This is a genomic window from Polaribacter filamentus (assembly GCF_002943715.1).
GTDB lineage: Bacteria > Bacteroidota > Bacteroidia > Flavobacteriales > Flavobacteriaceae > Polaribacter > Polaribacter filamentus.
On record NZ_MQUA01000013.1, the window covers coordinates 2,215,816 to 2,227,860 of the forward strand.

The 12,045-nt window shown below is 31.0% G+C and carries 11 protein-coding genes; 3 read left to right on the forward strand and 8 right to left on the reverse strand.

Features of this window, described 5'->3' with window-relative positions; genetic code table 11:
• Positions 1-276: 276 nt before the first annotated feature.
• The 6 genes from BST83_RS12125 to BST83_RS12145 form a co-directional block, all read right to left on the reverse strand.
• Complete coding sequence (locus BST83_RS12125; protein ID WP_104810011.1) at positions 277-1,128, reverse strand: N-acetylglucosamine kinase; 852 nt, start codon at positions 1,126-1,128, stop codon at positions 277-279.
• 1,350 nt (positions 1,129-2,478) lie between these two features.
• A complete protein-coding gene (locus BST83_RS12130) occupies positions 2,479-2,727 on the reverse strand; it encodes a GIY-YIG nuclease family protein (RefSeq protein ID WP_367889164.1) in 249 nt (82 codons plus the stop codon).
• Between the two features lie 707 nt (positions 2,728-3,434).
• Positions 3,435-4,631: an IS4 family transposase gene (locus BST83_RS12135; protein ID WP_104808119.1), complete on the reverse strand. Its 1,197-nt coding sequence runs from the start codon at positions 4,629-4,631 to the stop codon at positions 3,435-3,437.
• Positions 4,632-4,779: 148 nt separating this feature from the next.
• Complete coding sequence (locus tag BST83_RS20710) at positions 4,780-5,019, reverse strand: DUF4143 domain-containing protein (protein ID WP_240614826.1); 240 nt, start codon at positions 5,017-5,019, stop codon at positions 4,780-4,782.
• Between the two features lie 64 nt (positions 5,020-5,083).
• Positions 5,084-5,896, reverse strand: coding sequence for an ATP-binding protein (locus tag BST83_RS12140; protein WP_240614739.1), 813 nt, complete (start codon positions 5,894-5,896; stop codon positions 5,084-5,086).
• An 867-nt stretch (positions 5,897-6,763) separates the two neighbouring features.
• Positions 6,764-7,849, reverse strand: coding sequence for a Fic family protein (locus BST83_RS12145; RefSeq protein WP_104810012.1), 1,086 nt, complete (start codon positions 7,847-7,849; stop codon positions 6,764-6,766).
• A gap of 75 nt (positions 7,850-7,924) precedes the next feature.
• Here BST83_RS12145 and BST83_RS12150 point away from each other — a divergent pair, with 75 nt between their 5' ends.
• The 3 genes from BST83_RS12150 (at position 7,925) to BST83_RS12160 (ending at position 9,330) form a co-directional block, all read left to right on the forward strand.
• Positions 7,925-8,143 carry a hypothetical protein gene (locus BST83_RS12150; RefSeq protein WP_104810013.1) on the forward strand — a complete coding sequence of 73 codons (219 nt, stop codon included), beginning with the start codon at positions 7,925-7,927 and terminating at the stop codon, positions 8,141-8,143.
• Positions 8,144-8,680: 537 nt separating this feature from the next.
• Positions 8,681-8,974 (forward strand): type II toxin-antitoxin system HigB family toxin, encoded by a 294-nt coding sequence (locus BST83_RS12155; RefSeq protein WP_240614740.1) that lies wholly within the window; start codon positions 8,681-8,683, stop codon positions 8,972-8,974.
• On the forward strand, positions 8,971-9,330 hold the full coding sequence (locus tag BST83_RS12160; RefSeq protein WP_104810015.1) for a helix-turn-helix domain-containing protein: 360 nt from the start codon (positions 8,971-8,973) through the stop codon (positions 9,328-9,330). The genes BST83_RS12155 and BST83_RS12160 overlap by 4 nt, the downstream gene beginning before the upstream one ends.
• A 473-nt stretch (positions 9,331-9,803) precedes the next feature.
• Here BST83_RS12160 and BST83_RS12165 read toward each other — a convergent pair whose 3' ends face one another.
• Both BST83_RS12165 and BST83_RS12170 read right to left on the reverse strand, forming a co-directional pair.
• On the reverse strand, positions 9,804-10,697 hold the full coding sequence (locus tag BST83_RS12165; protein WP_104810016.1) for a nucleotidyl transferase AbiEii/AbiGii toxin family protein: 894 nt from the start codon (positions 10,695-10,697) through the stop codon (positions 9,804-9,806).
• Positions 10,690-11,454 carry a type IV toxin-antitoxin system AbiEi family antitoxin gene (locus BST83_RS12170; protein ID WP_240614741.1) on the reverse strand — a complete coding sequence of 255 codons (765 nt, stop codon included), beginning with the start codon at positions 11,452-11,454 and terminating at the stop codon, positions 10,690-10,692. The genes BST83_RS12165 and BST83_RS12170 overlap by 8 nt, the downstream gene beginning before the upstream one ends.
• Positions 11,455-12,045: the final 591 nt, after the last annotated feature.

Genomic DNA, 12,045 nt, shown 5'->3' on the forward strand with positions numbered 1-12,045 from the left:
TAACTGATCACCGCTAACTGATAACCGAACACTGCAACTACTTACTATACGGCCACTAATAATTGATAATTATTCACTGATAACCGATAACTGAAAACTGATAACCGAAAACTGCTACTGAACACTGATAACTAATAATTGATTACCGCTAACTGATAACCGAACACTGCAACTACTTACTATACGGCCACTAATAATTGATAATTAATCACTGATAATTGATCACCGATAACTGATAACTGATAACCGATAACTGATAACTGACCACTGACAACACTACACAATATTATTCTTGTGATACTCCAACAAATTATCGATAGGTCGCTGAATCACATCTGTAATTTTTAAATTCTTTTTTACGGCAACTTCTTCTAAAATATCTCTAAAATAAAAAGCGATAGAACCTATAAAGTAAAGCGGAGTTTCCAATCCTTTTTCAAAAGGTAAAATTCGATACTTAAAGAATTCCTGGAATCCTTTTCTGATTAATTTTTTAATGTATTTATCTTCTTTAAACTCAAACATAAATTGCGCAAAATTTGCCAAATACATATTCGGATTTTGTTCTCTGTATAAGTTTTTCTTGATAAAATCTGCTTCCAAATTAAATTGCCTTTCAAATTTTTCTGCAATTCCTTTTGGCATTCTCTCATAAAAATAGGCTCTTAGTAATCTTTTACCAAAGTAATTACCACTTGCTTCATCCATAATTACATATCCCAAAGAAGGAGCCTTCATGTGTATGTTTTCTCCATCAAAATAGCAACTATTAGAACCAGTGCCTAAAATACACACTATTGCAGGGTTTTTACCAGTAGCGGCATATACAGCAGCAAGCATATCTTCCGCAACAGAAACTTTTGCATTGGTAAAAATAGATTCCAACACATTTTGTAAAATTTTTGTAGCCTCAGGAGTTCCACAACCAGCGCCATAAAAATAGATTTCTGTGACCTCTTTTTTAATTTTAATAAGTTGAAACATGTTTACGATTCTGTTATTCAACTCTAACTCGGTAATTATTGCAGGGTTTAAGCCCAAAGTTCGTACTCTAAAGGCTTCGTTTTTATCTTTATTTATAGCTATCCAATCTGCTTTTGTAGAGCCACCATCTGCAATTAAAATCATACTTCTTTTATTTTAACCAAATATATTATAAGTTATAGTCTTATACAATAGCTGATAAAACTTCAATCGTTTTCGCTAAAGAATATTTCATTCCGCTTTGTCGAAATGACACCCAAAATTTTAAATACATGAACGTGTCATTCCGAAATGAGCTTTTTAGCGATTGAGGAATCTTCATTGTTAGCTACTCGAATTCATGAGATTTCTCGTCACTCGTACCTCGCGCTGTCGAAATGACATCGAGACTTGTTAACGTGTTAGCGTGTCATTCCGAAATGAGCTTTTTAGCGATTGAGGAATCTTCATTGTTAACTGCTTTTAATCATGAGATTTCTCGTCACTCGTACCTCGCGCTGTCGAAATGACATCGAGACTTGTTAACGTGTTAGCGTGTCATTCCGAAATGAACTTTTTAGCGATTGAGGAATCTTCATTGTTAACTGCTTTTAATCATGAGATTTCTCGTCACTCGTACCTCGCGCTGTCGAAATGACATCGAGACTTGTTAACGTGTTAGCGTGTCATTCCGAAATGAGCTTTTTTAGCGATTGATGAATCTTTATTGTTAGCTACTCGAATTCATGAGATTTCTCGTCACTCGTACCTCGCGCTGTCGAAATGACATCGAGACTTGTTAACGTGCTAGCGTGTCATTCCGAAATGAGCTTTTTTAGCGATTGAGGAATCTTCATTGTTAGCTACTCGAATTCGTGAGATTTCTCGTCACTCGTACCTCGCGCTGTCGAAATGACATCGAGACTTGTTAACGTGTTAGCGTGCCATTCCGAAATGAGCTTTTTTAGCGATTGAGGAATCTTTATTGTTAGCTACTCGAATTCATGAGATTTCTCGTCACTCGTACCTCGCGCTGTCGAAATGACATCGAGACTTGTTAACGTGTTAGCGTGTCATTCCGAAATGAGCTTTTTTAGCGATTGAGGAATCTTCATTGTTAGCCACTCGAATTCATGAGATTTCTCGTCACTCGTACCTTCGCGCTGTCGAAATGACATCGAGACTTGTTAACGTGCTAGCATGTCATTCCGAAATGAGCTTTTTAGCGATTGAGGAATCTTTATTGTTAGCTACTCGAATTCATGAGATTTCTCGTCACTCGTACCTCGCGCTGTCGAAATGACATCGAGACTTGTTAACGTGTTAGCGTGTCATTCCGAAATGAGCTTTTTTAGCGATTGAGGAATCTTCATTGTTAGCCACTCGAATTCATGAGATTTCTCGTCACTCGTACCTTCGCGCTGTCGAAATGACATTTGTTATTAATTAATAATAGGTGCATAATTCAAAAAACATCATGATTCAAAAACTCCCAATCCGGATTAAAATTCGTGATTAGTATTCTTTTCTTCTCTCTTCCCAGCCTTTCAATTCTTTTTCTCTTAAAATAGCAACATTAACGTCTTCAAATACTTCATAATATAATAAATAATAACAATTGTACTTGCCTGCGAATGATTTTTTAGCATTTTCACTATCGAAATAATGTTGAGAAAGTCTTCTTTGAATGTCACTTGTAACTCCAATATAAAGTACCGTTTTGTTTTTATTGGTAATTATATAGACAATATATTTTTTAAACATTATTAAAAATAGTGATTTTAGTTGAAATATTTAAGGTTTATTGTCCCTTATACTTCATTTTATCGAATGACCTTTAGGATTATTTATAAACTAGAATGTCATTCCGAAATGAGCTTTTTACCGATTGAGGAATCTTCATTGTTAACTGCTTTTAATCATGAGATTTCTCGTCACTCGTACCTCGCGCTGTCGAAATGACATCGAGACTTGTTAACGTGTTAGCGTGTCATTCCGAAATGAGCTTTTTAGCGATTGAGGAATCTTTATTGTTAACTGCTTTTAATCATGAGATTTCTCGTCACTCGTACCTCGCGCTGTCGAAATGACGTCGAGACTTGTTAACGTGTTAGCGTGTCATTCCGAAATGAGCTTTTTAGCGATTGAGGAATCTTTATTGTTAGCTACTCGAATTCATGAGATTTCTCGTCACTCGTACCTCGCGCTGTAGAAAGTAACATTGAGGTTTATTTTTAAATCTCTAGTTAGCCTTTTAAAACCCTACCTATTTTATTTTTTATGAAAATTCAATTTCTATGAAAAGGATAGAATTTCTAGCTTTTCTTCTAAACTCCATTTCTTGTATTTCATATCTCAAATATATTAGTTTTGAAATCATTAGTGTCCGATAAAACTACAAATTTTAATTAAACCCATTTTTGAGCCCAGTAAACACGTTCTATATTTTTCTTTTTGAGTTAGCAAGGTGTCTATTTAAAAAGTTGCAGTTGTATATCTGGAGGTTTTGATGTGAGTTCCCACCATTGTTTGTTTGGGTTTTCGAGAAATTTAAACAGATCAATGTAGGTCATCAGATGAAATCTCATCACAGAAACCATATTTGAATATGCCCATTTTCGTTTGATTTTTCTTTGTATCACAAGCATGATGAGTTGAATGATTAATGCTGACCATATCTGAATCTCTATTGCATTTTGATTATCTCCAAGAAAATATTTAAGGGGAAAGTTCTGCTTGAGTCTTTTAAACATCGTTTCAATCTGCCATCTGTGTTTGTATATATCTGCTACTTGGTCTGGAGATATTTCTGCATTATTGGTGATAAACTCATATACCTTTTCTTTTGTAGCATCCCAATAAGCAACTCTTCTTATTTGAATAGATTTATCGTCTTTTTCTATCAATATAAGTTCATCTTTTAGTATTGCATCACTTGTTTTGTCTGCTAAATCAAATTCTTTAATGCTTTTATAGACAGCATTGTCTTTTTGGCGAGTTACAAAGTAAATATCATTTAAAGTCCACTCTAAATATTGGAGATAATCATTGTATGCTTTATCAAAAACGACAAAAGAATCTTTCTCTAAATTTAACTCTTTTAAAAAAGTGTGGTCGTGAGTAGCAGCACTGCTAAAACGTATCAGACAAGGTACATCTTCCAAAGCATTTATCATTGTGTGCATCTTTATACCTCCTTTTTTCTTACCTGTAATAGGATTACGACCAACTCCTTTTAAAATATCACTAAATAGGCTGATTGTGGTAGAATCTACAATTTTTAAATTCTTTACAGGAGATTTTAATGGACTGCTGTCCGATAAAAATGGAGCGTAGCGTTTGTATAATTTTGAATAAATTGCTCCAAAGACTTCACTGGTTCTTTTCTTGTTAGCATCTGACAATGTACTTCGCTTAGGGAAATGTTTTAGATTTAAATGGCTGATACGCCCTTCACAAGCTAATAAAACGGTCGACAACTCTCTAAGTGAGGAAACTCCACTCATTGTGGCATAAAGCATCGTGACTAAATGGTCGTAGGTTTTAAACTTTTTGTAGTAGCGGTCACTGTTATAGATTTTGGCTGTCCGAGTAATATCTGCTTGTGGTATATATTTTAAAATCTGTTTAATTATTGGTGTTCCGCTAAAGTGTGTACTTTTGTTCATATCTCAATTTTGTGGTAAAAATCAAGATATAAATAAAGCAGGAAATCCAACTATGGAAATCCTGCTTTTAAAATTATTTATCGGACACTAATGTTTTGAAATTTAAAAGAACACGCCGAACTTATTCGGGGCTAAACTATTTTATAACCTATATTTTAATAAATTCTCTAAAATTATTTTTATCAATTACAATTTCCTTGGCGTTGTATTCATTTACAAAAGTTTTTGGTAATCTCACTTTTTTCTTATTATTCCATTTAAACTCAAAACCAGAGATAATACCATTATGTTCTTCTACTAAATCTACCTCTTGCTGTTGTTTGGTTCTCCAAAAGTACATTTTAGCATTTGTACTCTTATACTTATTTTGTTTAAGTCTTTCTGAAATTAAAAAGTTTTCCCATAAAGCACCCTATCTTGTCTTAATTCTAAAGGAGTAAAATTTCCAATAATTATATTCCTAACTCCGTTATCATAGAAATATATTTTTTTATTTTTTTAATTTCATTTCGTAAGTTTCTACTAAAACTAGGTAACTTAAATATTACATATCCTTTTTCTAAAATATCTATATAGTTGGCAACTGTATTTTTATCTACACCAACTATTTGAGCTAGTTCATTATAGTTTACTTCACTTCCAATTTGAAGCGCTAAAGCTTGTACCAACTTTTCTAATACTTCTGGTTTTCTAATATTTGCAAAGGCTAAAATATCTCTATATAGATAACTATTTACCAACTGTTTTAATAGTTCTTTTTCTTCTCCAGGATTGTTTAATATATCTGGATAGAAACCGTATAACAACCTGTTTTCTAATTGTTGTTCTGCTGAAACATAACCCTCTGTATTTTCCAACTCTTCCCAACTTATTGGATACAATTCATACTCCCATTTCCTTCCTGTTAGCGGTTCATTAAGTGCATTTGATAAATCAAAAGATGATGAGCCACTTACAAATAATTGTACTTCTTTAAATTGATCTATAATTATTTTTAATGTTAGCCCAATACCCGCTATTCTTTGAGCTTCATCAATAAAGATGATTTTATTAGACCCTATAATACTTCTAATTTGTGTTGTGTTAGGATTGTTTAATAGACTTCTTATGGTAGCATCATCTCCATCTAAAAATAGATGTTCTTTGGTATCTATTATAGTTTTAAGTAGTGTCGTTTTTCCTACTTGCCTGGGACCAATTAATATAATAGCTTTCCCTTTGTTTATTTTACTCTCAATAGTTTCTTTTAGGACTCGTTTGTACATTTTCTTTTTTTACAAATATACTATTTTAGATTGTATTCACTAATAGTTATGCTTTTTAATGAACATATACACTAAAATGATGTTTATATATTGTATGTATCTGTTTAAAATTTATAATAATAGGCCTTCATGAAATTTTCCGGAAAATTTCGCAGACAGGTCTGTTTGGAAGTTTTTGGTGGTCTTTATTGTTATGAAGCGTGAGGATACACGGTAGGGAGTAACCCCAACTCGGGGGACCTGATCTAAGTTGAATACTTTTTGATCAAGCAAAAAAGTATTAAAATTAAACGTTGTTCTCTACTTACAATGAATCCCTATTTTGATAACATTAATATTCGTTGTTCGTTATTCGATATTCGTTGTTCGATGTTCGATGTTCGATGTTCGTTGTTCGATGTTCGAGAAACGATGGACGATAAACGGTAAACGAGAAACCATTTTAATTTATAAAGTAGCATATCAAAGATAAAGTCAGAATCTAAAACCGACCTACTTTAGTTTTTAGGTAACTTTACATGCAATTCTCATTACTAAACGGCCATGAGATTTTTAAATTTACAAGCTTATTGCGTAACGTAAAAGACCCTCCCATAGTGTGTGATTTTATGAATTGATTTATCATAACACAATCTTCAATGGTCTTTACTTCCTTTGTCAAACTTTCTGAATTATTTGATCATATCCTCTTCCTTTTGTAAAGAAAATTGATTTTTTATACATAATAGTGATTCCGTTAAATTTCACATATTTACTAAAGGTTCTAAAAGATCTTCATAAGGTTTGTTAATAGTAGAACAGAACAAGAAAATAATTAAATACTCCTTAATTCAACTCTTTTTTTCAAAAATTTGCAACCTAAGAAAATTAAGGAATTTCCAATATAGCCATTAATTTATGGTTAAGATATAATTTTTCTTTACCCACTTTTTCAGAAATTAAAAAACCAGATTTTTCTAATTCCATTAAATAATTACCTACGGTTTTTGGTGTCCCTAATTTAGCATCAATTAAAAACTGTCGTTTAGTATAAGGCAACCTAAATAGTATTTCAACCAATTCTTTAGTATATACTTTAGGTAATGTTTCCTTAATCTCTGTTGCCATTTGATCCATTAATGAAGTAACATTTTTTAAGCGTTCTAGTCCTTTATTAGCTGTATATTCAACCATTTCAAGCATGTAAAGTATCCACCCTTCCCAATCATTATTTTCAGTTACCTTTCTCAGTTTTGTATAATAGTCAGTCTTATTTTTAATGATATATTCACTTAAATAAATAGCAGGTGTATCCAACAGTTTTTCGAGTTTTAGATATAATAATAACAATATTCGTCCTGTTCTACCATTACCATCACTAAAAGGGTGTATTGCTTCAAATTGATAATGCATTAAAGCCATTTTAATTAATGGATCAATAGCATCGTCACCATTTATAAAAGTTTCGAGATTATGTAACTTTTCTCTTATAATAGCTTCCCCTGAAGGTGGTGTGTAAATGGTTTCACCATTCGTATTTTTCAAAGCAGTTCCTGGCGTTGTTCTAATACCTGCAGTATTTTTTTTAATGCTTTGTACAATTTCAACACACAAGTTTGTACTTATAAAAGGTCGAGTTTCTATTTGTTGTAAACCATTCCAAAGTGCTTCTTTGTAGCTTATGACTTCTTTTGTAGCTGGATTATCAAACTTTTTGTCTGCTACTAAAGATCTATATATATCATCATTTGTTGTGATGATATTCTCTATTTCTGAACTTGCTTTAGCCTCTTGTAAATGAATAGTATCCAAAAACAACGTTGGATTTGGTAAATTGGTAAGCATACCATTAAGTTTTGCTAGCGCTCTACTAGCATCAATAGTCTTGCGTAACACTTTAGTAGTTTCTAAATTTGTTCTAGGAGGTAATATTGGTAAACTATTGTAAGGTATTTTTCTATTAAATTTTGTCATTTTAAATAAGGGTGCATATTACTCACGTAATCTTAACGAGGGTAAATATACTAAAAATTTACCTTTATTCTACTAATGGATGTAATTATTACGTTCAATAAACAGATAATAAAAAATAAATTTAAACATCCATATACTAAAATCGAATTTGTAGAGAAAGATTTAAAGGTGTCAAGAATTACTGCTGCTAATTACTTGAACAAGCTGTCAGATGATGGAATATTAACAAAAAAGAAATTAGGTGTTACGAATTACTACATTAATCACGAATTATTTGATATTTTATCAAAATAGTAATTCATTTAAATTTGTTTTTTGTTGTATAGTATCTGGTCGTAAACATAGCAACATTAAATATGTTTCTTTTTGCGCCCTTACCATTTATTTTTAATCGATTGATGCTAAGGCATCACCTTATAAAAAGTAACTGAAAATGACATCAAAAATAATTCAAATTATAAAAATCGTCTGTTTACGACCAGACACTATATAATTCATTTAAAATTCCCCTGTATCCCACCTTAAGTTAAGGTAAAATTGACTTCTTCAGAAGTTCCTCTGAGACGGATGTTAAATATTTTTTATTTTTTTTCAGGAGTAAAAAACCCCATTAAAGTTATACGGAGGTTTTTTGAAAAATTAACTTTTGAAAAAATCAGATAAAATCCAACTTTTTACACTTGACGGAGTTTATCAATAATTTTGAATTTTTATTCCTTTAACACTTAATTCATGTTCAGTATTTAAAAAAAAAATCAGAAAAAATAAAATAGTTTTCTTTTAGAAAACTTCTTATATTTGTAAATGTTTAATATCATACAAAGAAGGACGTTGCTCAATTATATAGGACTCTACCCTGAAGCAGCTACATCGCTTCAAGAATGGTATCGTGAACTAGAAATATCTGAATTTAAGAATTTCAATGAATTAAAAGAAGTTTATAAAAACGGTAGTATTGTAGGAGACGACAGCGTTGTCTTTACTATCAAAGGAAATTCATACAGATTAGTTGTTCGATTTGTATTTACATATAAAGCAATACAAATTAAATGGTTTGGAACTCATAATGAGTATAATGCTATTAATGTAGAGACTGTTCAATTTAAAACTAAAAGAAACAAATGAAACTAAGTATTATAAAATCCGAAAAACAATATGATGCGTATTTAGATTGGGTAGATACCCTATTTGATAAAAGCATTGACCCCAATTCAGCAGAAGGTGAAAAACTTCAGATAGCATTACTATTAATCAAACAATATGAAGATATTCATTATGATATACCTTTTCCTGATCCCATTGAAGTAATCAAATTAAAAATGGAAGAATCTGGTATTAGAAATAAAGATCTCGTAACCAAAAATTATGGATCAAAAGGGCACATCTCGTCATTATTAAACAAAAGAAAACCATTAACATTAGATTTAGCTAAAAGATTCCATAAAGAATTTGGAATTCCAGCTGCTGTTTTATTGGCATAAAAAGAATATTCTAATGGCTGTTTAGTAATGAGAATTAGAGTTAAAATTATTTAATATTTTAATACTAGTATTTTTTAAACCTAACTGAATTATTTTTTCTTTGTACCCGTTTTTATCGTTGCGTCTCTTATATAGGCAAATGCAATCCTCTTTGTATATGATGGACTTATAAAGAATATTTATTCTATGTTTATGGATAGATAAATTTGAATCCGTTTGTGTTCACTGCCGAACCTTTACCTTTAAATAGGTTGTAGGTTTTTTAAATAGTATTGCAGCATAATATATTTTTTATATCAATACATAAGTTTGAACTTTCAACACTCAAGCTCAAAATTTTTTATAAGAAGGCTTTTTAAATTAAATGTTTAGAGCACTTTTTTGTTTACACCTTGATTTTCAAAAAACAGAATAATTGACCCGTTGATAGTGAGTTATAGGTTTGAAATGATGTCTTAAAATCACTCAATTTACTAACTTAGTATTTCTGAAAGCGATGAATTGAATTTATTGAATTTTTCTTTATTGTTTTCTTTAAGTTTCGACAGATTTTGTAATTTCCATCGAACCGCCGGGAATTTTTCAAAATCGTAAACAGACCAATCTGGATTTAATTTGCTAAATGCAAGTAAAAATTGTTTGTCGTAGGAAGTTAAACTTTGGTTTATTATCTTAATTAGTGTTTGTCTAGTTTTTTCAAAATCTTGATAAGTAAACTCTTCTAGACTCATACCATTAAATTGATGTATCAATGTTTGGCGTTGATCTATTAAGTTAGGATTAAGCATCTCATTTATAGGACGCTTACTACTTAGCAATAAGAGCAGAAATCCTTTTTTAATATTGTCAGTAAATCCTTCGTTTTCTAATAAGTACTTTGTGTCGAATAAGTCCCGTGGATGTTGACGGTCTAAAGCTGCACATATTTTACCCCCATAAAGTTGTTCTAAGGGAACCACGGAAATGGTACAGAAAGCATCAAATTCTTGCTGAGTTTTGTCACTTAATTGTAACTCAACGGGGTCGTTTAATAGCCCTCTGTTTATTTGGTTTACTTCAATCTTTATAAGTGCTTTGTTATTATATATTTGAAGTTTTAACAATCTTTCTTTTAAGTTAATACGAATGTCTGGAAATAGTTTCTGAATACTAGTTTGTATTGTTTTGAGAGCAACAAGTATGTTTGCCAATGATGTTTCTCTATCTTCAATAGGTATATACGTTAAGTCTATATCCACGGATAACCTAGGCATATCCCTAATGAATAAATTTATAGCCGTTCCTCCGTGCAATGCAAAGCATTTCTGCTTTGCGACTTCTGGCAATATTTTCAATAGTAAATTGACTTGTTCTTTATAACTACTCATATTCTGCTAATTCCTTTGGTACAGTGATACCGTAATTTGGTATGTAAACTCCATTTTTTGCCAGAGATCGTTTTCCTTTACCTATATTTATGCTCTCTAAGTTGATATATTTAAACCAGCTATGCCCCGATTTTTCTGCTATATATAGGAACAGTCGCTTTACTTTAATTGATTTACATTGTTCTAAAAGATCTTGAGCCTGTTTTGGCCTTAGGTTATTTAGTCCTTCCATTATTTCATAACACTCTAAAAGTTGTTGTTTTTTAGGGGATAAATAAAGGCATTCCATTAAAGCTCTTATTGAATTTGATATTTTTAGGTTAAACATATTTTCTTCTAAAGACTGTATTCCTAATTTCTCTGGTAAAAAGGAAGTACTATAATAAATGACTTTAAAACCCCAATTATAATTAGTGAACCATGTTGGCAAATTTTCGTTACTGCTACCAAACAGAACAATTTGTTGTGTATTCAATTCCAAATAATGCATCTTACCTAATAAGGATAAAGCAGTTTTTCCACCTATATGAATACTAAAATTTGCCTGTTTCTGTAATGCATATATTGCGCCTTGATAAGTAGGTTTTTCTCCTACTCGCATCCAAGCACCTGTACCTATTGAATATAGCCACCCGCTTTTCTTATAACGATTTAATAGTTGTGTTGAAAACCCGTTTTTTGTTAACCAAGAGGTTAGATATACGGTTCCGGCAGGTTGTGATTTCAGTAATTGGTTTATTTTTTGTTCTTTTTCCAAACTATTAGTTTGTTTAATTATACGTTTTTAAACTTTGCTTACGGTTTATTTAAAATCAAATATACAAACTATTAGTTTGTTTAATCCTTTATTTTTAAACTAATTATATAGTTTAGTGTTGTAAAAACAAATCGAGTTCAATTAAAGTGATACGTCTAATCGAAATTGTTCAGTAATTTTCAATAGTTAATTGGAATGATTCTAAGCGTATTAACCTAATGTCATCTTTCAAGAAGTTTGAACTCTGTCAATTCGAGCACACTGTAGAGCCTTCACCCTTAAATTGGTTGGAGGTTTTTTAAATAGTATTGCAGCATAATATATTTTTTATGTCAATATATAAGTTTGAACTTGCAACACTCAAGCTCCCTTTTTGTTGCTTTTGGATTGATAAACTGATTTTTAAAAATTAAACAAATGATTAAATATTACTTCATATAGATTTAAGACTACAGTCCGTAGTCTTTTCAAAAATAAATCAATTTAAACCCTTTAAAACAAGTAATTTAACTTTTGTATTTTAAAAAAATAACGTATATTTAAGTACTATAACTTGTTATAATTTAGCTCATATTTTGTTAAATTATAAAT

Excerpts from the sequence above, each read along its gene's own strand:
- BST83_RS12135 (WP_104808119.1), bottom strand. The coding sequence starts at position 4,631 with ATGAACAAAAGTACACACTTTAGCGGAACACCAATAATTAAACAGATT.
- BST83_RS12165 (WP_104810016.1), bottom strand. The coding sequence starts at position 10,697 with ATGAGTAGTTATAAAGAACAAGTCAATTTACTATTGAAAATATTGCCA.
- BST83_RS12125 (WP_104810011.1), bottom strand. The coding sequence starts at position 1,128 with ATGATTTTAATTGCAGATGGTGGCTCTACAAAAGCAGATTGGATAGCT.
- BST83_RS12130 (WP_367889164.1), bottom strand. The coding sequence starts at position 2,727 with ATGTTTAAAAAATATATTGTCTATATAATTACCAATAAAAACAAAACG.
- BST83_RS12140 (WP_240614739.1), bottom strand. The coding sequence starts at position 5,896 with ATGTACAAACGAGTCCTAAAAGAAACTATTGAGAGTAAAATAAACAAA.
- BST83_RS12160 (WP_104810015.1), top strand. The coding sequence starts at position 8,971 with ATGAAACTAAGTATTATAAAATCCGAAAAACAATATGATGCGTATTTA.
- BST83_RS12150 (WP_104810013.1), top strand. The coding sequence starts at position 7,925 with ATGGATGTAATTATTACGTTCAATAAACAGATAATAAAAAATAAATTT.
- BST83_RS12145 (WP_104810012.1), bottom strand. The coding sequence starts at position 7,849 with ATGACAAAATTTAATAGAAAAATACCTTACAATAGTTTACCAATATTA.